This window comes from Variovorax sp. 05N34 (assembly GCF_056397405.1).
On sequence record NZ_JBFTNI010000001.1, the window covers coordinates 490,740 to 513,716 of the forward strand.

The 22,977-nt window shown below is 62.9% G+C and carries 24 protein-coding genes, 1 tRNA gene and 1 riboswitch; of the genes, 17 read left to right on the forward strand and 8 right to left on the reverse strand.

Annotated elements, in window-relative coordinates; translation table 11 throughout:
* The first annotated feature begins 111 nt into the window (after positions 1–111).
* The 12 genes from AC1DMA_RS02420 (at position 112) to AC1DMA_RS02475 (ending at position 12,289) form a co-directional block, all read left to right on the forward strand.
* A complete protein-coding gene (locus tag AC1DMA_RS02420; protein WP_478143115.1) occupies positions 112–909 on the forward strand; it encodes a fumarylacetoacetate hydrolase family protein in 798 nt (265 codons plus the stop codon).
* A 41-nt stretch (positions 910–950) separates the two neighbouring features.
* The gene (locus AC1DMA_RS02425; RefSeq protein WP_478143116.1) at positions 951–3,017 is read left to right on the forward strand and encodes a carbon starvation CstA family protein; all 2,067 of its coding nucleotides are present in this window, start codon (positions 951–953) and stop codon (positions 3,015–3,017) included.
* Complete coding sequence (locus AC1DMA_RS02430; protein ID WP_478143117.1) at positions 3,014–3,241, forward strand: YbdD/YjiX family protein; 228 nt, start codon at positions 3,014–3,016, stop codon at positions 3,239–3,241. Before AC1DMA_RS02425 ends, AC1DMA_RS02430 begins: the two co-directional genes overlap by 4 nt.
* A gap of 286 nt (positions 3,242–3,527) precedes the next feature.
* Entirely contained in the window at positions 3,528–5,306 is a 1,779-nt protein-coding gene (locus AC1DMA_RS02435; RefSeq protein ID WP_478143118.1) for a nitrite/sulfite reductase, read from the forward strand.
* Positions 5,303–5,695: a DUF934 domain-containing protein gene (locus AC1DMA_RS02440; protein ID WP_478126402.1), complete on the forward strand. Its 393-nt coding sequence runs from the start codon at positions 5,303–5,305 to the stop codon at positions 5,693–5,695. The genes AC1DMA_RS02435 and AC1DMA_RS02440 overlap by 4 nt, the downstream gene beginning before the upstream one ends.
* Before the next feature lie 17 nt (positions 5,696–5,712).
* On the forward strand, positions 5,713–6,333 hold the full coding sequence (locus AC1DMA_RS02445; RefSeq protein WP_478126403.1) for a phosphoadenosine phosphosulfate reductase domain-containing protein: 621 nt from the start codon (positions 5,713–5,715) through the stop codon (positions 6,331–6,333).
* A gap of 43 nt (positions 6,334–6,376) precedes the next feature.
* Positions 6,377–7,330 carry a sulfate adenylyltransferase subunit CysD gene (gene cysD, locus AC1DMA_RS02450; RefSeq protein WP_478126404.1) on the forward strand — a complete coding sequence of 318 codons (954 nt, stop codon included), beginning with the start codon at positions 6,377–6,379 and terminating at the stop codon, positions 7,328–7,330.
* 131 nt (positions 7,331–7,461) lie between these two features.
* Positions 7,462–8,793, forward strand: coding sequence for a sulfate adenylyltransferase subunit 1 (locus tag AC1DMA_RS02455; protein ID WP_478126405.1), 1,332 nt, complete (start codon positions 7,462–7,464; stop codon positions 8,791–8,793).
* A 40-nt stretch (positions 8,794–8,833) separates the two neighbouring features.
* Complete coding sequence (gene fdxA, locus AC1DMA_RS02460) at positions 8,834–9,163, forward strand: ferredoxin FdxA (RefSeq protein ID WP_478126406.1); 330 nt, start codon at positions 8,834–8,836, stop codon at positions 9,161–9,163.
* Positions 9,121–10,182, forward strand: a complete 1,062-nt coding sequence (locus tag AC1DMA_RS02465; RefSeq protein WP_478143119.1) for an NAD(P)/FAD-dependent oxidoreductase — start codon at positions 9,121–9,123, stop codon at positions 10,180–10,182. The genes fdxA and AC1DMA_RS02465 overlap by 43 nt, the downstream gene beginning before the upstream one ends.
* Before the next feature lie 22 nt (positions 10,183–10,204).
* Positions 10,205–10,771, forward strand: coding sequence for a phosphatase PAP2 family protein (locus AC1DMA_RS02470; protein WP_478143120.1), 567 nt, complete (start codon positions 10,205–10,207; stop codon positions 10,769–10,771).
* A riboswitch (TPP riboswitch) is annotated at positions 10,771–10,877 on the forward strand. It overlaps the preceding gene by 1 nt.
* A 74-nt stretch (positions 10,878–10,951) precedes the next feature.
* Complete coding sequence (locus AC1DMA_RS02475; protein ID WP_478126409.1) at positions 10,952–12,289, forward strand: purine-cytosine permease family protein; 1,338 nt, start codon at positions 10,952–10,954, stop codon at positions 12,287–12,289.
* Here AC1DMA_RS02475 and thiD read toward each other — a convergent pair.
* On the reverse strand, positions 12,234–13,079 hold the full coding sequence (thiD, locus tag AC1DMA_RS02480; RefSeq protein WP_478126410.1) for a bifunctional hydroxymethylpyrimidine kinase/phosphomethylpyrimidine kinase: 846 nt from the start codon (positions 13,077–13,079) through the stop codon (positions 12,234–12,236). The genes AC1DMA_RS02475 and thiD overlap by 56 nt on opposite strands.
* Positions 13,080–13,126: 47 nt before the next feature.
* Here thiD and AC1DMA_RS02485 point away from each other — a divergent pair, with 47 nt between their 5' ends.
* The 5 genes from AC1DMA_RS02485 to AC1DMA_RS02505 all read left to right on the forward strand — a co-directional run bounded on the left by AC1DMA_RS02485 (position 13,127) and on the right by AC1DMA_RS02505 (position 16,375).
* Positions 13,127–14,254, forward strand: a complete 1,128-nt coding sequence (locus AC1DMA_RS02485) for an FAD-dependent oxidoreductase (protein WP_478126411.1) — start codon at positions 13,127–13,129, stop codon at positions 14,252–14,254.
* Positions 14,251–14,448 carry a sulfur carrier protein ThiS gene (thiS, locus tag AC1DMA_RS02490; RefSeq protein ID WP_478126412.1) on the forward strand — a complete coding sequence of 66 codons (198 nt, stop codon included), beginning with the start codon at positions 14,251–14,253 and terminating at the stop codon, positions 14,446–14,448. Before AC1DMA_RS02485 ends, thiS begins: the two co-directional genes overlap by 4 nt.
* 7 nt (positions 14,449–14,455) lie before the next feature.
* Positions 14,456–15,268, forward strand: coding sequence for a thiazole synthase (locus tag AC1DMA_RS02495; RefSeq protein ID WP_478126413.1), 813 nt, complete (start codon positions 14,456–14,458; stop codon positions 15,266–15,268).
* Positions 15,269–15,304: 36 nt separating this feature from the next.
* Entirely contained in the window at positions 15,305–16,234 is a 930-nt protein-coding gene (locus tag AC1DMA_RS02500) for a thiamine phosphate synthase (RefSeq protein WP_478143121.1), read from the forward strand.
* A gap of 65 nt (positions 16,235–16,299) precedes the next feature.
* A tRNA-Asn gene (locus AC1DMA_RS02505) sits at positions 16,300–16,375 on the forward strand.
* A gap of 180 nt (positions 16,376–16,555) precedes the next feature.
* Here the strand turns inward: AC1DMA_RS02505 and AC1DMA_RS02510 are convergent.
* The 7 genes from AC1DMA_RS02510 to AC1DMA_RS02540 form a co-directional block, all read right to left on the reverse strand.
* A complete protein-coding gene (locus tag AC1DMA_RS02510) occupies positions 16,556–16,897 on the reverse strand; it encodes a DUF1090 family protein (protein WP_478126415.1) in 342 nt (113 codons plus the stop codon).
* A gap of 80 nt (positions 16,898–16,977) precedes the next feature.
* A complete protein-coding gene (locus tag AC1DMA_RS02515) occupies positions 16,978–17,979 on the reverse strand; it encodes a helix-hairpin-helix domain-containing protein (RefSeq protein ID WP_478143122.1) in 1,002 nt (333 codons plus the stop codon).
* 124 nt (positions 17,980–18,103) lie between these two features.
* The gene (locus AC1DMA_RS02520) at positions 18,104–19,045 is read right to left on the reverse strand and encodes a LysR family transcriptional regulator (protein WP_478143123.1); all 942 of its coding nucleotides are present in this window, start codon (positions 19,043–19,045) and stop codon (positions 18,104–18,106) included.
* A gap of 90 nt (positions 19,046–19,135) precedes the next feature.
* Positions 19,136–19,516, reverse strand: a complete 381-nt coding sequence (locus AC1DMA_RS02525; RefSeq protein WP_478126418.1) for an FHA domain-containing protein — start codon at positions 19,514–19,516, stop codon at positions 19,136–19,138.
* A 68-nt stretch (positions 19,517–19,584) separates the two neighbouring features.
* Positions 19,585–19,935: a hypothetical protein gene (locus AC1DMA_RS02530; RefSeq protein ID WP_478126419.1), complete on the reverse strand. Its 351-nt coding sequence runs from the start codon at positions 19,933–19,935 to the stop codon at positions 19,585–19,587.
* A gap of 141 nt (positions 19,936–20,076) precedes the next feature.
* Positions 20,077–21,549 (reverse strand): DegQ family serine endoprotease, encoded by a 1,473-nt coding sequence (locus AC1DMA_RS02535; RefSeq protein ID WP_478126420.1) that lies wholly within the window; start codon positions 21,547–21,549, stop codon positions 20,077–20,079.
* 102 nt (positions 21,550–21,651) lie between these two features.
* A complete protein-coding gene (locus AC1DMA_RS02540) occupies positions 21,652–22,974 on the reverse strand; it encodes an ATP-binding protein (protein WP_478143124.1) in 1,323 nt (440 codons plus the stop codon).
* Positions 22,975–22,977: the final 3 nt, after the last annotated feature.

Below are 22,977 nucleotides of genomic sequence, written 5' to 3' on the forward strand. Positions count from 1 at the left end.
TCTATACCGCTTAGGCCGTAGCCGTTCAGTCCGATAGGCGATGAGCCTATGCATCGATGGGCGTCGGCGGGATGATGGTGTCCTTTCAAAAGTAACAAGGAGACTGAATCGATGACCGCTACGAATCGCCGAGCCATGCTGCAACTCTCTACCGCGGCAATGGCGGCGGGAGCGCTCTCCGGCTGTGCCTCGACGGCTGGCGCGCAGGGCGCGAGGAAGCCCATGTTCGCCGTCGCCGGGTCGACCATCCCGGTAATGGGCAGCGAGCAGTCCTTTCCGGTTCGCCGCATCTACTGCATCGGCAGGAACTACGCAGCGCACGCAATCGAACGCGGTTCGGACCCGACGCGCGAGCCGCCCTTCTTCTTCCAGAAGCCCAGCGACGCAGTGCAACTGGTGCCGAAAGGGGTGACGATCGATCATCCCTATCCGCCGGTCACGAAGAACTATCACTATGAGGTCGAACTGGTCGCCGCGCTCGGCAAGGGCGGCCGGAACATTCCGGCCAGCCAGGCGCTGGACTGCGTCTTCGCCTACGCGGTTGGTCTGGACATGACCCGTCGCGACCTCCAGAATGCCATGGCGAACGAGAAGAAGCCCTGGGAAATCGGCAAGTCCTTCGACCATTCGGCGGTGGTGAGCCACCTGCATCCGGTGAGTCAGGTCGGCCACTTCAGCAAGGGTGGCATCTGGCTCAAGGTGAACGGACAGACGAAGCAGCCGAGCGATCTTTCGCGGATGATCTGGAGCGTGGCCGAACAGATCGCGAACCTGTCGACCTACAACGAACTATTCCCGGGTGACATCGTTTACTCGGGTACCCCCGAAAACGTCGGGCCGGTGGTGCCGGGCGATGTGATGACGGGGCACATCGACGGCCTCTACGACATCAGCGTGAAGGTCGTCTGACGCGAAACGTTGCGGACGTTTTTTCCTGAGAGGACTGCGCGATGAACAAGCTCACATCCCTCCTGGTCTGGTCAGCCGTCGCCATCCTCGGCGCCTTTTCGTTTGCCGCGCTGGCGCTGGGCCGCGGCGAAAGCGTCAATGCGGTGTGGCTGGTCACCGCCGCCTTGTGCGTCTACTTCATCGCGTATCGCTTCTACAGCAAGTTCATTGCGGACAAGGTTCTGCGCCTGGACGACTCGCGGCCGACGCCGGCTGTTCGGCACAACGACGGAATGGACTACGTGCCCACCAACAAATGGGTGCTGTACGGCCATCATTTCGCGGCGATCGCCGGTGCGGGTCCGCTCGTGGGGCCGGTGCTGGCCGTGCAGATGGGCTTTCTGCCCGGCACGATCTGGATCCTCGCGGGCGTGGTGCTGGCGGGCGCGGTGCAGGACTTCATCGTGCTCTTTGCCTCCGTTCGGCGGGACGGCAAGTCGCTCGGCGAGATGATCAAGATGGAACTCGGCCCGGTTCCGGGTTCGCTGGCTCTCGTCGGCGTGCTGGCGATCATGATCATCATCCTGGCGGTGCTCGCGCTGATTGTCGTCAAGGCGCTCACGGGAAGCCCGTGGGGGCTGTTCACGATCTTCGCGACGATTCCGATCGCGCTCCTGATGGGGCTCTACATGCGCGTCATTCGCCCCGGACGCGTTGGCGAAGCGTCCGCTTTCGGGGTGGTGCTTCTGCTGGGATCGATCTTTCTCGGCCGCGCCGTGGCGGGCGACCCGACATGGGGGCCGATGTTCACCCTCACCGGCCCGCAGCTTGCCTGGGCGCTGATCATCTACGGTGCAATCGCCGCCAGCCTGCCCGTGTGGCTGATGCTGGCGCCGCGCGACTACCTGAGCACTTTCCTGAAGATCGGCACCATCATCGCGCTGGCGCTTGGCATCTACTACGTCGCACCGCAGTTGTCGATGCCCGCCACCACCCGCTTCATCGATGGCACGGGACCGGTCTTCTCGGGCAAGCTCTTTCCGTTTCTTTTCATCACCATCGCCTGCGGTTCGGTTTCGGGCTTTCATGCGCTGATCTCATCGGGCACGACGCCGAAGATGATCGAAAAGGAATCTCACATGCGCATCATCGGATTCGGCGGCATGCTGGCCGAATCCTTCGTCGCGGTGATGGCGCTGACCGCCGCGAGTGTGCTTGACCCAGGCATCTACTTTGCGATGAACGCACCCGCTGCGGTGATCGGAACGACCGCTGCAAACGCCGCGCAGGTCATCTCGAGTTGGGGCTTCACCATCACGCCGGACCTCATCGCGCAGACTGCCGAGGACATCGGCGAAACCAGCATCCTCTCGCGCGCAGGTGGCGCCCCGACGCTGGCAGTCGGCATGGCGCAGATCCTCGGCCAGGCGTTCGGTGGAAAGTCGATGGAAGCCTTCTGGTACCACTTCGCGATCCTGTTCGAGGCGCTGTTCATCCTGACGGCCGTCGACGCCGGAACGCGTGTGGGACGCTTCATGATCCAGGACATGCTGGGCCACGTCTACAAGCCGCTCGGCAATACCGACTTCCTGCCAGCCAACCTTGTCGCCACCGCGCTGTGCGTCGCGATGTGGGGGTACTTCCTGTATCAGGGCGTGGTCGATCCATTGGGCGGCATCAACACGCTCTGGCAACTGTTCGGCGTGGGCAACCAGATGCTGGCCGGTATCGCGCTGCTCCTGTGCACCAGCGTGCTGGTCAAGATGAAGCGGCAGCGCTACGTGTGGGTCACTTTGCTGCCGACGGCCTGGCTGCTCATCACCACCCTGACTGCAGGCGTGCAGAAAATCTTCCATCCGGACCCCGCCATCGGTTTCGTGGCGCTGGCGCGAAAGTTCGGCGATGCCGCCGCACAAGGCACGCTGATCGCACCGGCCAAGTCCATCGAGGAAATGCAGCGGGTCGCCTTCAACAACTACCTCGACGCAATCGTGTGCGGCTTCTTCGTGCTGCTCGTGGTGGCGATGTGCGTCTTCGCGGCCAAGATCTGCATGCAGGCGCTGAAGCAGTCGAAGCCGACGGCGCATGAGATTCCGCCGTTCTCCGGCGCGCAAGGGGCGATGCCTTGAACACGCGAGCGACCACGCCTGCGGACGACACCGATCGCTGGCTGGGTCGCAGCATGCGCAGCGTCTGTTCGGTGTGCCGTCAGGTTTTCGGCATGCCCGACTATGAGCGCTACCTTGCGCACGCCGAAGCCACGCATCCCGGGGCGCCGGTGATGTCACGCAACGAATACTGCGCTCGGGTGATCGAACGGCGGTACGGCCAGGGCACTGGGCGCTGCTGTTGAGTCCTGGCGGCCGTGCCGATCTGCCGCGAGCGCCGGCGCGCCGCAGTTCCTAGAATCGCTCACGTTCCGAGCCCGGTTTCGGGTGCGCGGCGGCGATTCGGCTCGCTGCTCGCCTTATCCGGAATAAGCATCCAATCGCCCGCAAACCCGCATGAAACCTGGTGAATATGCTTATCCGCATAAGGCGCGAACCAAAAAATAGTTCGTTTCCATAAGGCTCGCTTCTACATTTCGTGCCTCGCATCGGCGGGCCGTGGACGCACCGCCTTCCAGCAAGTCAAACACGATGTACCAATACACAGATTTCGACCGTCAGTTCGTGCACCTGCGCGCAGCGCAATTCCGCGACCAACTGGAGCGCTGGCAAACCGGCAAGCTTTCGGAAGACGAGTTCCGCCCTTTGCGCCTGCAAAACGGCTGGTATGTGCAGCGCTATGCGCCCATGTTGCGCGTGGCGGTGCCTTACGGCGAACTGGCGAGCCGTCAGCTGCGCGTGCTCGCAAAGATCGCCCGCGAGTACGACGCACCCGAAGCCGAGGTCTACAAGAACGCCGTCGCCACCCAGGGCAAGCTCGGCTCGCAGAAGCTGCCGACGCACTACGCGCACTTCACGACGCGCCAGAACGTCCAGTACAACTGGATTCCGCTGTCGAAGTCGGCTGACGTGATGGAGCTTCTGGCTTCAGTCGACATGCACGGCATCCAGACCAGCGGCAATTGCATCCGCAATATCACGAGCGATGAACGCGCCGGCATCGCCGTCGACGAAATCGCCGACCCGCGCCCCTTTGCGGAAATCATGCGGCAGTGGAGCACGCTGCATCCTGAATTCGCCTTCCTGCCGCGCAAGTTCAAGATCGCGATCACCGGCGCCACCGAAGACCGTGCCGCCACGGGCTGGCACGACGTAGGCCTGCATCTGCTGAAGAACGACAAGGGCGAACTGGGCTTTCGCGTGCAGGTCGGCGGCGGCATGGGCCGCACGCCGATCATCGGCACCGTGCTGCGCGAGTTCCTGCCGTGGAACCAGATCATGAATTACCTCGAAGCGGTGGTTCGGGTCTACAACCGCTACGGCCGGCGCGACAACATCTACAAGGCGCGCATCAAGATCCTCGTGAAGGCCGAAGGCCAGCGCTACATCGACGACGTCGAGGCTGAATACAAGCAGATCGTCGAGCACGACGGCGCACCGCACACCATCACGCAGGCCGAGCTGGACCGCGTGAGCGCGTCTTTCGTGCCGCCGACGCTCGCGACCCGCGTTTTCCGCAGCGCCGAGGAAACCGACGCGGACCTGCGCGCGCAGGCTGCCGACGACGTGATGTTCGCACGCTGGCTTGCACGCAACGTGGCGCCGCACAAGAACCCGTCGCTGCGCGCCGTGACGCTGTCGTTCAAGCGCCGTTTGCAGGCGCCCGGCGATGCATCGGCCGAACAGCTCGAAACGGCCGCGCGTCTGGCCGACCGCTTCAGTGCCGGCGAGGTCCGGGTCACGCACGACCAGAACCTGCTCTTGCCATGGGTGCATGCCGAAGACCTGCACGCTCTTTGGTTGGCTGCCCGCGAAGCCGGCTTCGCCAGCGCCAACGTGCACCTGCTGACGGACATGATCGCCTGCCCCGGCGGCGATTTCTGTGCGCTCGCCAATGCGCGTTCGATCCCGATCGCCGAAGCCATCACCGAGCGCTACCAGGACCTGGACGAGCTCGACGACCTGGGCGAAATCGACCTGCACATCAGCGGCTGCATCAATTCGTGCGGCCATCATCACAGCGGGCATATCGGCATTCTCGGCGTCGACAAGGACGGCAAGGAGTGGTATCAGGTCACGCTCGGCGGCTCCGATGGTTCCGCACTCAGCGGCGCGGCGCAGCCCGGCAAGGTGGTCGGCCCTTCTTTCTCGGCGGCCGAAGTGCCCGACGTGATCGAAGCCGTGCTGAACACCTACCGCGATACGCGGGAAGCGGGTGAAACCTTCATCGATGCGCTGCGGCGAGTCGGCATCGAGCCTTTCAAGGTCGCCGCCAACGGCGCACGCTTCAAGGTCGAGGTGGCCGCATGAACAAGACGCTTCAACTGATCGCTGCCGAAGATCACATCGACAACGGCGATCCGACCGTGCTGCAACTGTCCAACGACGCCGATCCACTCGCGATCGAGCAGTGCCTTGACGACGTGGAGCGCATCGACCTGGACTTCCCGAAGTTCACCGATGGGCGCGCCTACAGCCAGGCATTCCTGCTGCGTCGCCGCCTCGGCTTCAAGGGCGAGATTCGCGCGACTGGCGACGTGCTGGTCGACCAATTGGTGCAGATGCAGCGCATGGGTTTCTCCAGCGCCGTTCTGAAGGAAGGCGTTGATGCATCCGCGGCTCAACGCCAATTCGACAGATTCGCGGCCTTCTACCAGGGCGACGCGGTGCAAGCCACACCCATCTTCAAGCGCGCCTGAACGGTTGCCTTCGCCAAATGAACATCGATCTCGAACAAATCAACGCCAAGCTCGGCCGCAACGCCGAGGGCCTCGTGGACTGGGCTATCGGCCTGGGCCGGCGGGCGATCATCACCACCAATTTCAGGCCCTTCGAGGCGGTGATCCTGCACATGGTCACGCGCGCGAAACCCGACGTGCCGGTGGTCTGGATGGACAACGGCTACAACACTGACGCCACCTATCGCTTCGCCGACGAGGTGACGAAGCTGCTGAACCTGGATCTGCGCATCTTCGTGCCCCGGCGTTCGCGAGCGCATCGCGAAGCGGTGGAAGGTCCGACACCGACGCTCGACGATCCGCGCCACGCCGCCTTCACCGAGGAAGTGAAACTGGAGCCCTTCGCGCGCGCGCTGCGCGAAATGTCGCCGCAGGTCTGGTTCACCGCGCTGCGGGCCACCGACACCGCCGTGCGTGCGCAGATGGATCCGGTCAGCATCAATCCAGACGGACTGATCAAGGTCGCACCGCTGCTGCACTGGTCTTCCAAGGATCTGCACGCCTACTGCCAGGCGCATGGACTGCCCAACAACTTCGACTACCTCGATCCGACCAAGGGCGAGGACAACCGCGAGTGCGGTCTGCACCTCGCGCATTGATGTCCCACGTCGCATTCGATTCAATCTCTGAGCGCCCCATTTCATGAACGCCCGTACCGAACACGATCTGCTGCTGCAAACTTCGCAGTCGCTTGCGCGCCTGTCCAACACGCAACTGGACGCACTCGAAGAAGAAACCATCTTCATCCTGCGCGAAGTCGCCGCCTCTTTCGAACGGCCGACGCTGCTGTTTTCGGGCGGCAAGGATTCGCTGGTACTGCTCAAGTGCGCGGAGAAGGCTTTCGGCGCTGGCCGCATCCCCTACCCGCTGCTGATGATCGACACGGGCCATAACTTTCCCGAAGTGACGGACTTTCGCGATGCGCGCGCCAAGGAACTCGGGGCGGAACTGATCGTGCGCAACGTCGAGGACTCAATGAAGCGCGGCACGGTGCGCCTTGCGCATCCTGACGAATCGCGCAACGTGCATCAGTCGGTCACGCTGCTCGAAGCCATCGAGGAATTTCGCTTCGACGCGCTGATCGGCGGTGCACGCCGCGACGAAGAAAAGGCGCGCGCCAAGGAACGCATCTTTTCGCACCGCGACAGCTTCGGTCAGTGGCAACCCAAAGACCAGCGGCCTGAACTCTGGACGCTGTTCAACACGCGCCTCTCTCCCGGAGAACACTTCCGCGTGTTCCCCATTTCGAACTGGACCGAGCTCGACGTATGGCAATACATCGAGCGCGAAAACATCGCGCTGCCGTCGATCTACTACACGCACAAGCGCGAAGTAGTCGAGCGGCGCGGGCTGCTGGTTCCGGTGACCGCGCTCACTCCGCCGCGCGACGGGGAACAGGTCGAAGTGCGTGACGTGCGCTTCCGCACCGTGGGCGATATCACTTGCACGTGCCCAGTCGAAAGCCTCGCGTCCGATGCCGCCGACGTGGTGGTCGAAACGCTCGCTGCCGATGTGAGCGAACGCGGCGCCACACGCATGGATGACAAGACCTCGGAAGCTTCCATGGAGAAGCGCAAGAAAGACGGGTATTTTTGACTCGCCCCCAGGCTTGCCCACTTCGTGTGGCCGCCTACCCCCTGCCGGGGGCAACACCAGCGGCCCGGCTAAGCCGGTTCCGCGGTGTTTCTCGAATAAGGCCTACGCGCCGCTGATGAATTGAACTGATCATGACTACTTCGATTGCTGCTTTGCCTGATCACACTGCTGCCGAGACGGGGGCTGCGCTGCGGTTTATTACTTGCGGGAGCGTGGACGATGGCAAGAGCACGTTGATTGGGCGGCTGCTGGTTGACAGCAAGACGGTGCTGCAGGACCAGCTTGCGGGGGTTCAGCGGGGGGGTGAAACTGATCTGGCGCTGCTGACGGATGGGTTGTCGGCCGAACGCGAACAGGGGATCACGATTGACGTGGCGTATCGGTACTTTTCTACGGCGCAGCGCAAGTTCGTGATCGGGGATGCGCCGGGGCATGAGCAGTACACGCGCAACATGGTGACCGCGGCTTCCAGCGCGGATGCGGCGGTGGTGCTGGTCGATGCGACCAAGCTGGCCTGGGCTGCCGAATGCGGGGACGGGGAAGTAGTGAGGCGCGAGCTTCTGCCGCAGACGCGCCGGCATACGCTGCTTTGCCATTTGCTGCGGGTGCAGTCGATTGTGTTCGCCGTGAACAAGCTCGACGCCATGGACGATGCCGAACTGGCGTTCGAGCGGATTTCGGCGGCGCTGTCGAACTTTGCCGAAGCGGCCGGGGTGCAGGTTGCTGCCACGGTGCCGATCTCGGCGCTCAAGGGCTGGAATGTGGCTTCTCGACATGCGGACTGGGCGGGCTACGAAGGCCCCAGCCTGCTCGAACTGCTGGAGAAGCTGCCGGTCACGGCGCAGGACGAAGCGGTGCCTTTTGCGTTTCCGGTGCAATGGGTGGAGAAGTTCTCTGCTTCGGCGGACACTTCGCGCGGTCGCCGCGTGTTCTGGGGCCGCGTTGCCAGCGGCCACATCGAACCGGGACAACGCGTGACGGTCCTGCCGGGCAACCAGACGGCCACGGTTGCGCAGGTGCTGAGCCATACGCGCCAGCCGAAAGCCGTGCATGCGGGTCACAGCGCCGGCATCGTGCTAGACCGCGAACTCGACGTGTCGCGCGGCGACTGGCTGCTGGAACCCGGCGCCTTCGAACCGTCGCGCGAGATCACCGCCACCATCGCGTGGCTCGACGACGAACCGCTCGTGGCGGGCCGCGTCTACTGGGCGCTGCAGGGCCATCGCTGGGTCAAGGCGAAGGTGGCGCGCATCGTGGATCGCGTCAACATCACCACGCTGGATTCCGAGCCGGCCGACCGGCTCGAAGCCAATGCGATTGGCGACGTGGTGCTCAGCCTCCAACAGCCTCTGGCCGTGCTGCCTTTCACGCAATCGCGCGCGCTTGGTTCACTGATCCTGGTAGACACCGCTTCGCATCGGACTTCCGCAGCCGTCCTCGTGCGGCCTGCCGCAAACGCCTAAAATTGCCGGTTCCCGCTTACCTTCCCGCTTTGCAATCACCATGACCCACGTCGTCTCCGAATCCTGCATCCGCTGCAAATACACCGATTGCGTTGACGTTTGTCCGGTCGATTGCTTCCGCGAAGGTCCGAACATGCTGGTGATCGACCCCGACGAATGCATCGACTGCGCGGTTTGCATTCCCGAATGCCCGGTCAACGCGATCTACGCCGAGGAAGATCTGCCCGGCGACCAGATCGCCTTCATCAAGCTCAATGCCGAGCTGGCCATGGCCGACGGCTGGAAGAGCATCACCAAACGCAAGCCCGCGCTGCCTGACGCCGAAGAGTGGAAAGACAAGACCGGCAAGATTTCGGAGCTCGTGCGCTGAGCGCGCAAGCGCCCATCGAGACAGACGCGCTGATCATCGGCGCGGGTCCGGTCGGGCTGTTCCAGGCTTTTCAGCTCGGCCTGCTCGAAGTCTCCTGCCATATCGTCGACGCCCTGCCCCGGGCCGGCGGCCAATGTGTCGAGCTTTATGGCGACAAGCCGATCTACGACATCCCCGGCACGCCTGTGACCACTGGTAGAGGCTTGTCGGAGTCGCTGGTGCAGCAGATCGCGCCCTTCAAGCCCCACTTCCATTTCGGTGAGCAGGTTGCCACGTTGGCGCGCCAGGACGACGGACGCCTCCTCCTGACCACTTCGCGAAACACCGCCTTTCTTGCCAGGACAGTGTTCATAGCGGCCGGCGTCGGCGCATTCGTGCCAAAGCGGATTGCCGTCGAGGGCATCGAAGAACTGGAGGGCACCAAGCTTTTCTATCACCCTGACGCATTGGATCGCTTTGCCGGCCAGCGGGTGGTCGTCAATGGCGGCGACGATGCGGCCCTTGAGACCGCACTGGCGCTGGTACCCTTCGCGCGGCACGTCACCCTGCTTCATCGAAGAGACGTCTTCCAGGCTGAAGATGCCAACGTCGCAGCATTGCGGACACACGTCGCGGCGCGGTCGATCCAGCTCGCGATCGGCCAGCCGTCCGCCTTTGACGACGCCCATCTGCAGATCATCACGCCCGACGCGCAGACCGTGTCCGTGCCATTCGATGCGCTCATCGGGTGCCTCGGCATCTCGCCGCGCCTGGGTGCTATCGCCGAATGGGGTTTGGAACTGGTTCGCAAGCAAATACCAGTGGACACGGAAAAGTTCGAGACTCGCGAACGGGGCGTCTTCGCGGTCGGCGACATCAACACCTATCCAGGCAAGAAGAAGCTGATCGTCTGCGGCTTCCACGAAGCGACCCTGGCGGCTTGGGGCGCGACAGCCGTCGTCTTTCCGGGCAAGTCGATCCCGCTGCAGTACACGACCACCAGCACGCGACTGCATACGCTGCTCGGGGTCCAGCATTGACCTTGCCGCTAGGATGCGAGGCATGCAGGAGTTGAATGTCTCGCTTTTTCACTGGATGGCGGCCGGCAACACGCCGCATCCGCAGATCCTGTGGATCGCATCTCTTTTGGCGGTCGGCACGGCTTGGCTTTGCGGGGCCTTGGTCATCGGGGCCGCTTGGCGTCACCCTTCGCAACGCAAATATGTGATTGCGACGCTGGTCGCAGCAGCCGCCGCATCGGTGGTTGCCCACGCCATAGCCGCCGCCGTCAACATGCCTCGGCCCTTCGTCGCGGGTCTGAGCCCAAGCTACATCGAGCACGGCGCACGCGGGTCAATGCCCAGTACACACGCAACGGTCATGTTCGCGGTCGCCTTGATCCTCTGCCTGCGACCGACTCTGCGCATGACCGGTCTTGCGGTCCTTTTGATCGGGATCGTCACCGGATGGGCACGCGTCTACGTGGGCGTTCATTTCCCTTTGGATGTGCTCGGCGGCTTCGTCTTGGCAGTGGCGATCGCGGGAGTGTTCTGGGTGCTGGTGAAGCTGTCGCACCGGTTCATCGATCCGCCGCACAGTTCTACAATCAGATCCGCTTCGCCAGATTGAAGCAATGCTAGGGGTGCCGGTCCGCCGTTTGCGGTGTACCGGCTGAGAGAGTCCCTTTGAACCTGACTGAGGTAATCCTCGCGCAGGGAAGCTGGTCCGGCGGCCGTCACGTTTCTCGCGTGCCTGTCGTGCCGCCGTCGCCTCGCCCACCTGCCAAACAATTTGCATTGGAGCAAATGGATGGCACACACAAAGAACGAGCAGGCGTCGACAGGCGCCAATGAGGCGCTGACGCCGCTCCGCGAATCCGGACGCGTCTTCCGATGGCACGACCACATGGCGCTGTGGTTCAGTCTTGGCGTGGGCTTGCTGGTCATGCAGATCGGCGCCTACCTGGTGCCCGCGGTCGGCACGCGCGAGGCGGCCATCGCCATTGTGCTGGGTTCGTGCATCGGCGCAGGTCTGCTGGCATGGACTGCGCGGGTCGGCTGCGAAAGCGGACTGGCGAGCGCCGGCTTGATGCATGCGACCTACGGCAGCGCATTTGCCCGACTGCCCGTCGTACTCAACATCGTGCAGCTGATCGGCTGGACCACCTTCGAGATCGTGATCATGCGCGAGGGCACCCAGGCCATCGGCAGGCAGGCGTTTGGCTGGTCGCTGGACGGACAAGTGGGCGCGGTCGCAACGACACTCCTCTGGGGCGCCGTGCTCCTGGCCCTGCTTTCTGGATCGATGGTCAAGCTTGTTCGACGGTTCGTGAGCCGGTTCGGCCTGCCGCTGGTCGTGCTGTCGCTGATATGGCTGAGCTGGCAGTTCGCTGCACGGCTTCATGCGAAGGGGCTCGAATCATTCTGGACAAGGCCCGGCGACGGCAGCATGAGCATGTTCGGCGCACTCGACCTCGTCATTGCGATGCCGGTGTCCTGGCTCCCGCTGGTGGCCGACTACGCACGTCATGGCAAGCGGTCCATTGGTGGGCTGGGCGGCGCATTCGGCGGCACATGGTTCGGCTATGCCGTCGCGAACATCTGGTGCTACGCACTGGGGGTGATGGTGGTGAGTGTGGCCGACCCCGGCACGGACATGCTGGCCGCGCTGCTGCTGGCGCAGGGCGGGCTGGTCGCGCTCGGTCTGATCCTGGTCGACGAACTCGACAACGCCTATGGGGATGTTTATTCAGGCTCCGTTTCGGCTCATAGCCTGATGCCACGCTGGAGCATTCGCCGCTGGGGATTGCTGGTCGCGGCGGTCTGCATTGCCTTCGCACTGGTGTTGCCAATGCACTCGCTCGAGCCGTTTCTCCTGATGCTCAGTTCGGTCTTCGTGCCGCTGTACGGAGTGATTCTCGGGCGGCTCGGCCTCGGTACGTTGGTCGAGTCGGTGCAAACGCGGCGGGTGGACTGGACTGCCGCCGCCATCTGGATCGGCGGCATCGTGGTCTATCACGCCTGCGCCGCATGGGCTCCGCGCTGGGGGTCCGCGCTGCCGACGCTCGTGATCACCTTCGTGTTTGCATGGATCACCCGCCCTGCGCCGGCAGGCGGACGGTCGGCACTGGCGCAAAGCCGTGGTTGAGAGGCCCATGCCCGCGACCGATCTTCACATCAGCGCCGGCCGCCATCGCGGCAACGACATAGCCGCGCGCGCGCTCGACAGCCTGCGGCAAGTCATAGCCAAGCGCCAGGTTCGACGCGATGGCGGACGACAGCGTGCATCCCGTGCCATGAAGATTGCGGCTGGCGATGCGCGTCGAAGCCAGGCGCAATCGATCGCCGTTCGCCTGTGCCAGGAGATCGACCACGTCGTCGCCCGGGAGATGACCGCCCTTGAGCAGGACGGCAGTCGTTCCGAGCGCCAGCAGCTCACTTGCCGCGTCGTCGAGCGCGTCGGCGCCGTCGATCGAATGACCGATCAGCAATGCCGCTTCATCGAGATTGGGCGTCACCACGACCGCGCGCGGAAAGAGTTCGCGTACCAAGACCTGCACTGTTTCCGCTGCGATCAGCCTGTCTCCGCTGGTAGCCACCATCACCGGGTCGAGCACGACGTTCGGCAGTTTGTAGTGATCGATCGCCCATGCGACGACTTCGACGATCTCGGGCGCATGCAGCATGCCGAGCTTGACGGCATCGACGCCGATGTCTTCGACGACCGCCTGAATCTGCGCCTTGAGGAAGGCCGGCGGCACGCCATGGATTCCCGTCACGCCCAAGGTGTTCTGGGCCGTCAGTGCAGTGATGGCCGTCATGCCGTAGCAACCCAGGGCCGAGAAAGTCTTGAGATCGGCCTGAATGCCCGCGCCGCCGCCGCTGTCGGAGCCGGCGATCGAAAGGACGCGCGCATAGCGGGAAAATGCATTGGTCATGTCGAAAATTATCGACCACGCGATCAACGACTGTGCCGGAGGGGTGCGTGAAGGCTGACAAGCGCATCGGGCTCAGTCTTCCTTTCGGGTCCGCAGCCATCATCGGCGCCGGTCTGATGGGGCGGCTGCTTGCCGTGACACTGGCGCAAGCTGGCTGCAAGGTCGACCTGTTCGATGCTGCAGGCCCCGACGCCGGCGGCGCCGCAGCGCGGGTGGCCGCCGCCATGCTGGCGCCGCTGGCCGAATCCGCGGTGGCGCCGCCTTCCGTGGTGCGCATGGGCCACTACGCACTCGAACGCTGGCCCGAGTTGATCGAATCCCTCGCCGGGCCGGTCTTCTTCCAGCGCGAAGGAACCTTGGTGCTGTGGCATCGGCAGGACAGCGCGGAGGCGTCTCGGCTGTCGCGCGTGCTCGCCGGGACGCGCGCGGCAGTGCCTGATCTCCCCGCCATGCAAACGCTCGACGCTGAAGGCATCGTTGCCGTCGAGCCCTCATTGGGGCGGCGATTCGCGCAAGGCCTGCTCTTGCCAGGCGAAGGCCAACTCGACAATCGCGAGTTGTTAGCCGCTTTGCTCGAGACGCTCCAAGCGCTGCCTGGGGTGCGCCTGCACTGGCACACTCCGCGCACGCTCGACGACTTCGCGCCCGGATCGCCGGGCCAACCCGAACGCGTGATCGACTGCAGGGGCCTGGGCGCGCGTCCTCAGTGGAACGCGATTCGCGGCGTGCGCGGCGAAGTCATCCGCGTGCACGCACCTGAGGTCACGCTGCGACGCCCGACGCGACTGGTGCATCCGCGATATCCGCTCTACATCGCGCCCAAGCCTGGGAGCGTGTTCGTCATCGGAGCGACCGAGATCGAGTCGGATGACATGTCGCCCGCCAGCGTGCGTTCCACGCTCGAACTGTTGAGCGCAGCGTATTCCGTGCATAGCGGCTTCGCGGAGGCCCGCATCATCGAAATCGCGACACAATGCCGTCCCACCCTTCCCGACAATCTGCCAGCCGTGCGCCACCCGCGCCCCGGTGTGATGCAGATCAACGGCCTGTACAGGCACGGGTTCATGATCGCACCCGCCATTCTCGATATGGCGATGGAGATGCTCGCGAACGGGCACTCGACCCTAGCTGGCCGTTTCGATCTGCCGGCCGGCCTGGAAGAGGCAATCTCATGAAGATTCTGATCAACGACCTTCCTCATACGCTCCCGCCCGAATCCAAGCTCGTCGACGCGCTGCGCCTCATCAACGCCACGCCGCCTTTCGCCGCGGCAGTGAATCGCCAGTTCGTCCCGCGATCGAGTTACTCGTCGCACACGCTGCACGCCGACGACCGCATTGAAGTGATCCGTCCGGTGACGGGCGGCTGAGAACACCATGAATTCCTCTTACCCCGCGAATGACCCGCTCGTGCTGTACGGGCAGCCTTTTCAGAGCCGCCTTCTGCTCGGCACTGCGCGTTACCCATCGCCGGATATCCTCGAAGCTGCGGTTTGCAGGGCGCGACCCGCGATGCTGACCGCCTCGCTGCGCCGCCAGACGGCGGCGTCGGGCACATCCGGCAGCGACAACGGTTTCTGGGACCTTCTGCGGCGACTTGATGTGCCGGTGCTGCCCAACACTGCTGGCTGCCACAGCGTGCAGGAAGTCATCGCCACGGCGCAGATGGCGCGCGAACTGTTCGACACGCCGTGGATCAAGCTCGAACTCATCGGCGACGACTACACGCTCCAACCCGACACGCTGAACCTGGTCGATGCCGCATCGCAATTGATCCGAGACGGGTTTCAGGTATTGCCATACTGCACCGAAGACCTCGTGCTATGCCAAAGGCTCGTCGATGTCGGATGCCAGGCCGTGATGCCTTGGGCAGCGCCAATTGGCACCGGCCGCGGGCCGGTCAATCCATATGCGCTCCAGATGCTGCGCGAGCGCTTGACGGTGCCGCTGCTCGTCGATGCCGGCCTCGGTCTGCCGTCTCACGCCTGCCAAGTCATGGAATGGGGTTACGACGGCGTGCTGCTCAACACTGCCGTTGCACTCGCCCAAGATCCGGTCGCCATGGCGGGTGCATTCGCGGACGCGGTGCACGCCGGTCGAGAGGCGCATCGTGCCGGCGCCATGGCCGCACAGCTCTCTGCTCAGCCGAGCACGCCGGTGCTTGGGACCCCCTTCTGGCATCAAGCCTGAATATCAACCCCGAATGCGGTGGACGCAATGAACATCATGAATTCGCCTGAAGACGCGAGCGCCATCGCACATGCCATCGTCAAGGCGCACGCAGGTCGCTTTGGGGAGAGCAGCAACACGGCCGATGCTTTCTCGTCGACAGGAAGCGTCTATCGCGGCGCCAAGCAAGCATGCGCCGCATTCGGCTTTATCGAAGTCGACGCCGAGTGCCTTGCAAATGCATGGGATGCGCAAACGCGACGCACCGGCACCTTCGATGCAAACGCGTGGCCCGACAACCCGGTCGACTTCGGCATGAGGGCATTCCCGCCCGCTTCTCGCGAAGACGCGTTCCCCCAGTGTCCGCAGAAGTTGGGCCTCTATGCCGTACTGCCAGATTCGCAATGGGTGGGGCGCATGGCCAAGTCTGGCGTGCCGACTGTTCAGTTGCGCTTCAAATCGAAAGACGCGAAAGCAATTGCCCAAGAGGTCCGCGCGGCGGTGGAAGCGGTGCGCGGCACGGAGAGTCTTCTGTTCATCAACGATCATTGGCGTGCAGCCATCGAGGCGAGAGCCTACGGCCTTCATCTCGGTCAGGAAGACCTCGACGCGCTGACACCACAGGATCTGAAGTCGATCCAATCGTCGGGCCTCCGCCTTGGCGTCAGCACGCACGGGTACGCGGAGATGGTGCGCGCTGATGCCGTGAGCCCGAGCTACATCGCGATGGGTGCGGTGTATCCCACTACCCTGAAGCAGATGGCCACGGCACCACAAGGCGTCGCACGACTGGATGCTTACGCTCGGCTGCTGCGAGGCTATCCGCAGGTCGGCATCGGAGGTATCGATGCGGCACGCATGGCCGATGTTCTGGCGACAGGTGTGGGGTCGGTGGCGGTGGTGCGCGCGATCATTTCCGATCCCGATCCCGAAGCCGCTGCGGGCCGACTGATGACCATGATGCGAACGTCGTCGAACTTGGGATGAAAAAAATGCAGGTTGTTGCGTCGAGTCTGAAAAGCCAAAAAACGACGCTATAATTTGAGGCTTGTTCCTCGATAGCTCAGTCGGTAGAGCGCCGGACTGTTAATCCGTAGGTCCCTGGTTCGAGCCCAGGTCGAGGAGCCACTACAAGCCGCAAGGCCTCTGGAAAGCCCGCTACATTTTTGTAGCGGGCTTTTTCTTTGTGATTTCGGTTTGTGCCATTGTTTGCGCCTTTCACTCGCTGCACTTGCGACTTCCGGACTGCGGCCGCGTCTTAGACCGGAGAAGTCAGGCGGGTGGCGCCCCTACTTCTCCACTTCCGATCTACTTCTTCTCAGCCACGAGCTTCCGCAAATCCTCTTCGGCGCGATCAAGATCGAGCCTCAATTGCAGGACCACATTCTTCTGCCGCATGACGCGCGCTTCGTGACTTTCCTGCGAGGCGATTTCATCGCAGCGGCTTCGCAAGGCGTCCAGGGATTCCTGGAGTTGGCGCCGACGCAGCATCTGCCCTCTCGAACGAGCGGCACGCATGTCTTTTTCAAGCGCGGCCTGCTGCGCATAGCAATCAGCCTCAATCTTCTTGGAGGGTTGGGACTGAGCGTTGACATGCGCCGAACACAGAAGGCCAATAGCAACTGCGCTAGTACAAAGGTGCAATTTCATGAGATGGATGGAGTCAAGGGTCGTGACATCTTGCACCAAGTCCATCCGCGGACAAAGCCGCAGATGGAACGAACACTCGATCAGGCGGGGAAGCCTGTCGCAGTTGACATGCCGCGCCGATATGGTTGCGGCGCCACGTAGGATCCGAGAAAGCCAAGAACCCGATCGGACGTGACGCGCCCCATTCCGCGGAAAGAAGCAACGTCTCCTTGAGCAGCGACGCTTCGGAGACTGCCGAGCGTATCAATGCCGCAAGCACTCAACGAGTCCACCGACGTGCCCAGCCAAGGCCGCAATTCGGCAATGGGGGTTTCGCCTGCCGTAGGGACCGGGAGTTCCTTCGCCATCATCAGACCATGGCGCCAAAGATCGATTGGAGAGGCTGAACTGGTGAAGGGACAATCGGTGGCCAGCAACAGGTCGTAGATCTCTCGCGCTTCGCGCTTGCCAAAGTTTTCGCATAGCGAAGCAAGTGTCAGCCGCCGCAATTGGCCGACCGTCTCGAAGCCATGGGCGAGCGCCCTGCTCAATGTGGATGACCTCAGCCCCAGCGAGGAAACGAACGCTGAGTCCACGAGCCCGCGCAGGGCGAGCGCGCGAGCGTCGGACGGCAAGGCGAGCACCGCCTTGCTTTGCTCATGCGCGCGCTCTTCGACATTGGGGTTCGGAAGAAAGTCGAGTCCCACGCGAGCCAGCATTTCACGCAATCTTCCGACAGTTCTTGCGCCGATCGCCTCTTCGTTCAGCAACTCTTGCTCGCTGATGGCCGACAGATCCTCGATGCAGAAGATGCTGAGTTCGCGCAACGCTTCTCTCGCGCTTGCACGCACGGCAAGTTCATCAATCGGCGTCTCGGGCTTGAGTTGGACGGGTGTATCGAGGCGCTGTGGACCTTTCGGGCGCCAGTTGAACGAAGGAAAGGTGAAAGGTGATCCAGAAGGTATGACGTGTTCCCGCACAGCGACTCCGTGTTGTCGCTTTGCTTCAACGATCGCAGCGCGCAGGGCGCCGAGACTTGCCAGCAATTCTTCATCCGGCAGCTGTGCCAGGTCGTCAACGGTTCGAATGATTCGATAGGACATAGCAGAGACATATAGCGGCGACGGGCAAAGTATTGGGAGTCGAAGGATCGTTGTCCATGGCGGGCGCGGATATGCGCTATGCGCCAATTGGATTGGCGCGCTGGGCACGCGCCAGCCTTGACAGCTAAGGGGCCTGAGTAAGCGGCTGGAGGCTCTTCACGACCTGGTCGCGAAACCAGGTGTGGGCGGCATGCCGATGCGTGCGGTCATGCCAGGAAAGATAGATATCCAACGGAGGTACATGCACCGGCAATAGCACTTCCGCCAAACCCAGTTCATTGCTGAAACGCTTCAGCAAAGATGCAGGCAAAAGCGCGACCATGTCGGAATCAGCAAGCAGGTGCGGAGCAGTCAGGTAGTTGGGTGTGACGAACCGGCGATTGCGCCGGTACCCTTGTGCGCCGAGGACCTGGTCCACCGATTCGCCAAAGCAGTTCACTGTGTTTGGCATGATCACAAGGTGCTCGAGCGCCGCAAACTCCTTGGGCGACAGGGTTCGGCCCACTGCGGGATGATCCTTCCGAGCGCCGCAAACGATGTGATCTCTGAACAGCAAACGGTGCCGCAAGTCGCGAAGACTCATGGGCAAAATTCCAGCGGCGAAATCCACTTCGCCGGCCTCCAGCACCTTGTTGAAGTGGGAAGGATGCACGGGATGGCGCGTCAATACGCTGATTCGCGGGAAGGCGGCGCTTAATCGTTTCAGCAGACCTTCAATGAATACGCATTCGAGGTAATCGGTGACCACCATCCGGAACTCATATTGGGTAGTCCCGGGATCGAAGGCCACCGCGTCACCGAGCAGTTCGTCCATCTCTCGGAGGATGCGATCGGCAAAGTCGCGCAGCTGAATCGCCTTGGCGGTGGGTATGAGCCCGCTTCCGCCTCGTACAAGAATCGGGTCTGCGGTGACTGCACGCAGTTGGCTCATCGCACGGCTCATTGCGGGCTGGCTGATTGAAAGCGCGTCCGCCGCTCGCGATACGTGTGAATGATCGATCAGCGCGACCAGGCACTTCAGTAGATAAAAGTTCAGCTCGCCGCTGTCGTTTCTCTTTTGCTGCATGGGTGCTGTTTTCTGCCGGGCACCGGGAGTATCGCACCCGCTTCAGGGGTGCCATGCAGGCCTCGGTTGCTCCCCGAAGCCGCGCCGACCTCAGGCTTTGCCGCTGAGCTTGAGCATGTCGATGTCGGATAGTTTGCCGGGAATGGTCACGAGCCGAAGCGCCTCGGCTGCACCAATCGGAGATTCGCTTGCCAGAAAACGGATCTGATAGCTGCCGATCTTGATCTCGTCACCGCTGCTCAAGGCGCTCACATCACCCCGATCACCGTTGACGTAGGTTCCGTTGTGGCTTTGAAGATCGCGGATCGTCATCGCATTCCCGACGGTTTCGAAGACAGCATGAGACCTGCTCACCAACGGACTGTCCAGAACCAGATCGCAGCTGTCGGCGCGACCGATGACAAATGGCGTCCCCGTGATGTTGACCTGCTTGGCCGACCCGTTTTTCTGCAGCACGATAAGTCTTGGCATCGTTCAAATCCTGGAGGCGGGAGAGACTCCCGATCGAAACCCGATCGCGCAACAGCAGCGACGCTCGACTACAACACCGGGTGACCGGTCGTGAACATACACGAGTCAGGGCCGTTGGCGGAGCTAGATGAATTTGACGAGGACTTGTCTTCCTTCTCCAGGAAGTCGCCGGCGACGCTTTCGCCCATGCCCACCGGATTCCTCGGCTTGCCGAACGGCGCGAGCCCCTGCAACACCCGTAGGGCTGACGCACCCTGGATCAGCGCTTCCGAATAATCGGGCAATCCTTGCGTCGACGAATCGATCGGCCGGTACCCAAGGCAGTCCTCGGTCTCCGCCTGTACCGGTTCCATCAGCACCCAATGAAATTCATTCGGTTCCAACTCGAGAACAGTGAGCGCAATGTCGCGGAGTGCCATAGGGAAATCTCTTATTCAGCCGTTTCAAGAATTGTTACAGCTGCCAGAAATATCCGCCAAGGTAATTTGGCACATTGCGCCTCGGCCGGGCCGCGAACCGGGTACTAAGTCTCGAACACGGTGTCGCAGCCCGTATCCGGGTCAGCTCAGGCGAACAGGCACGAAGATCTTGTCGCCATCGCGCTGGATGAGCAAGGCAACCGACTTGTCGGCCTTGGCCACGACGGCGCGGACCTGATCGATGTTTTTCGCAGGCGTGCCGTTGATGGCAAGCAGAACGTCGCCAGTCTGGACGCCGGCCAAGGCAGCCGGACCGCCGACGTTGACGATCAGCAGGCCACCGTCGACCGAGGCCTCGCGCTGCTCTTCAGGTTGCAGCGGTCGCAGAGCCAAGCCGAGCTTGCCTTGATTCCCTGCGTCGTCGTTCTTCGCGACGGTTGCGGCCTTGTCCGAGGCGTCGCCGAGCTTGGCGGTGATCTCTTCGCGCGAGCCCTGGCGCCACACTTCAAGCGTGATCTTGGTGCCGGGCTTCTTCTGGCCGATCACTGCGGGCAGATCGCCCGAAGACACGATCGCATCGCCATCGACCTTGCGGATGACGTCGCCCGAGCGCAATCCGGCCTGATCGGCGGGGCCGCCCTTCTCGACGTTCGAGACCAACGCGCCTTCGGGCTTGTCGAGCTTGAAGGAATCGGCGAATGTCTGATTGACCTCTTGCACCGCGACGCCCAGACGGGCATGGCTCGCCTTGCCAGTGGCGACGATCTGATCCTTGATCTGGATCGCCACGTCGATCGGAATCGCGAACGAAACGCCTTGGTAGCCACCGCTGCGGCTGTAGATCTGCGAATTGATGCCGACCACTTCGCCGCGCGTATTGATCAGCGGACCACCGGAATTGCCGGGATTCACTGCCACGTCGGTCTGGATGAACGGAACGTAGCCGTCGTCAGGCAACGAGCGGCCCTTTGCGCTCACAACGCCAGCGGTCACGGTGTTCTCGAATCCGAACGGGGAACCGATTGCGAGCACCCATTCGCCGACCTTCAGATCCTTGGTCTTGCCCATGGCGAGAGTCGGCAGGTTCTTCGCATCGATCTTGAGAACGGCGACGTCCGTCTTCGGATCGGAGCCCAGCACCTTCGCGTGGAACTCGCGGCGGTCGGTGAGCTTCACGGTGACGTCCTTGGCGTCCTTCACCACGTGGGCATTGGTCAGGATGATGCCGTCGGCGCTCACGATGAAGCCGGAGCCCTGGCCGCGAACCGGCACTTCACGCTGCTGCTGCTGACCGCGCGGGCCGATCTGGCCCTGGAAGCGGCGGAAGAATTCGAACATCGGATCATCCGGGTCCATTCCCTGCATGGCTTGGGGCCCTTCCGAAGCAGCCTTGGTACCGACGACGCTGATGTTGACGACAGCAGGGCCGGTCTCGGCGGTGATGCTGGAGAAGTCAGGCATGGAAACCTGCGGTGCGGCGGCGAGCGCTGTGGCCGTGGGCGTGGAACCCAGGGCGTTGGCGCTGGTGTAGGCACCTGTGGCGGCGGCGCCGATCAGACCGGCTGCGGCCAGCGAAAGGACAAGTGCCCGGGGAGAGTTCAAACGGTTCTTCATTTGTGATCCTTTCGAGGGTTTTGAAATCAACGAAAGGAATGTCGCGCCGCACGCTTAAGCGCGCCTTAAATTCAGGCGCGTCTGATGGCGCTCCGGGCGCACTTAGATGTCGGGTGCGAAGCGAACCACTACGCGAAGACCGCCGAGGGTTTTTGAATGATCGAGCGATACGGTGGCACCGTGCAGCTCGGCGATTGACTTCACGATGGCGAGACCGAGTCCACTGCCGGGCACCTGCGGCTCGCCGGAACGGTAGAAGCGATCGAGCACCCGCTCGCGTTCATCTGCGGCAATGCCAGGGCCGCTGTCGTCGACCGTGAGTTCGACTCCATCTGCGAGCCTGAGAACAGCGACGTCCACGCGGCCACCGCCCGGCGTGTACTTGACGGCGTTGTCGAGGAGATTTCGGACCATCATTCGCACTGCCTCTGCCTGACCGGTGACCGTCGCCGGATCCGCCCGTACGAGTCCGACGTCGATGTCTTGCGCCTGCGCTGCGGCAACTGCATCGGAGATTGCCAGACGGACTACCTCCGGCAGGCTGATGGTTTCGCGCTCCGCCCCCGCCGCCGCGCTGGCCTCGTGCCGCGCCAACGCGAGCATCTGCTCGACAAGCCTGGCCGCACGGTCGATGCCCGCAGCCAGCCTCGCGATAGCAAGGTCGCGGGTGGGTTGATCGGGCGCGCGCTGCAGCCCCTGCACCTGCAGCTTGATTGCGGTCAACGGCGAGCGCAGTTCGTGCGCCGCATCGGCCACGAAGTGCTTCTGCGCGTCAAAGGCCTTCTGAACACGATCGAAAAGCAGATTGAGTTCATGCACCAGCGGCCGAACTTCCTCGGGAAGGTCGTCTTCGCTCAAGGGCGACAGATCATCGGCCTGCCGCGCGGCAACCTGCCCGCGGACGCGCGCGACCGGCGCAAGCGAACGGCTGACCACCCACCAGACGACCAGCATCAGCAAAGGCGCAGCGAGCGCGATCGGGCCGACCGTGCGCAACGCCAGCGATCCCGCCATTCGGCGGCGAGCGGCCATGTCCTGTGCGACCTGGATCACCAATGGGCCGGCTTGCATCGAAAACACGCGATAGGTCGTGCGCCGCGCCTGGACGTTCGAAAATCCCAGGACCGCTCGCTGAGGCAGTGCCGCCTGAGCGGCGGACTCGAAGATGCGGATGCCGTCGGCGGTCCAGACCTGTACGATGAATTCGAAGTTTTCTTCGCCCGCGCCAAGACCACCGAGTCCGCCCACAGTCGCGCTGGGCGGCAGCCCGGCACGCAGCGAAAGCGCCATTTGCTGCATGTGGTGATCAAAAATGTCGTCGGCTTCGTGAAGCACTGTCCTGTAGGCCACGAAGCCCTGGATGCCGGCGGCCATCAGGATGGCGGCAAGGAGAAACCACAGGAGACGCGCACGAAGTGATTTCATGCG

Bases quoted from the DNA above. Each gene is read 5' to 3' on its own strand.
- AC1DMA_RS02420 (WP_478143115.1), top strand. From the start codon at position 112: ATGACCGCTACGAATCGCCGAGCCATGCTGCAACTCTCTACCGCGGCA.
- AC1DMA_RS02425 (WP_478143116.1), top strand. From the start codon at position 951: ATGAACAAGCTCACATCCCTCCTGGTCTGGTCAGCCGTCGCCATCCTC.
- AC1DMA_RS02435 (WP_478143118.1), top strand. From the start codon at position 3,528: ATGTACCAATACACAGATTTCGACCGTCAGTTCGTGCACCTGCGCGCA.
- AC1DMA_RS02440 (WP_478126402.1), top strand. From the start codon at position 5,303: ATGAACAAGACGCTTCAACTGATCGCTGCCGAAGATCACATCGACAAC.
- AC1DMA_RS02445 (WP_478126403.1), top strand. From the start codon at position 5,713: ATGAACATCGATCTCGAACAAATCAACGCCAAGCTCGGCCGCAACGCC.
- cysD (WP_478126404.1), top strand. From the start codon at position 6,377: ATGAACGCCCGTACCGAACACGATCTGCTGCTGCAAACTTCGCAGTCG.
- AC1DMA_RS02455 (WP_478126405.1), top strand. From the start codon at position 7,462: ATGACTACTTCGATTGCTGCTTTGCCTGATCACACTGCTGCCGAGACG.
- fdxA (WP_478126406.1), top strand. From the start codon at position 8,834: ATGACCCACGTCGTCTCCGAATCCTGCATCCGCTGCAAATACACCGAT.
- AC1DMA_RS02470 (WP_478143120.1), top strand. From the start codon at position 10,205: ATGCAGGAGTTGAATGTCTCGCTTTTTCACTGGATGGCGGCCGGCAAC.
- AC1DMA_RS02475 (WP_478126409.1), top strand. From the start codon at position 10,952: ATGGCACACACAAAGAACGAGCAGGCGTCGACAGGCGCCAATGAGGCG.
- thiD (WP_478126410.1), bottom strand. From the start codon at position 13,079: ATGACCAATGCATTTTCCCGCTATGCGCGCGTCCTTTCGATCGCCGGC.
- thiS (WP_478126412.1), top strand. From the start codon at position 14,251: ATGAAGATTCTGATCAACGACCTTCCTCATACGCTCCCGCCCGAATCC.
- AC1DMA_RS02495 (WP_478126413.1), top strand. From the start codon at position 14,456: ATGAATTCCTCTTACCCCGCGAATGACCCGCTCGTGCTGTACGGGCAG.
- AC1DMA_RS02500 (WP_478143121.1), top strand. From the start codon at position 15,305: ATGAATTCGCCTGAAGACGCGAGCGCCATCGCACATGCCATCGTCAAG.
- AC1DMA_RS02510 (WP_478126415.1), bottom strand. From the start codon at position 16,897: ATGAAATTGCACCTTTGTACTAGCGCAGTTGCTATTGGCCTTCTGTGT.
- AC1DMA_RS02515 (WP_478143122.1), bottom strand. From the start codon at position 17,979: ATGTCCTATCGAATCATTCGAACCGTTGACGACCTGGCACAGCTGCCG.
- AC1DMA_RS02520 (WP_478143123.1), bottom strand. From the start codon at position 19,045: ATGCAGCAAAAGAGAAACGACAGCGGCGAGCTGAACTTTTATCTACTG.
- AC1DMA_RS02525 (WP_478126418.1), bottom strand. From the start codon at position 19,516: ATGCCAAGACTTATCGTGCTGCAGAAAAACGGGTCGGCCAAGCAGGTC.
- AC1DMA_RS02530 (WP_478126419.1), bottom strand. From the start codon at position 19,935: ATGGCACTCCGCGACATTGCGCTCACTGTTCTCGAGTTGGAACCGAAT.
- AC1DMA_RS02535 (WP_478126420.1), bottom strand. From the start codon at position 21,549: ATGAAGAACCGTTTGAACTCTCCCCGGGCACTTGTCCTTTCGCTGGCC.
- AC1DMA_RS02540 (WP_478143124.1), bottom strand. From the start codon at position 22,974: ATGAAATCACTTCGTGCGCGTCTCCTGTGGTTTCTCCTTGCCGCCATC.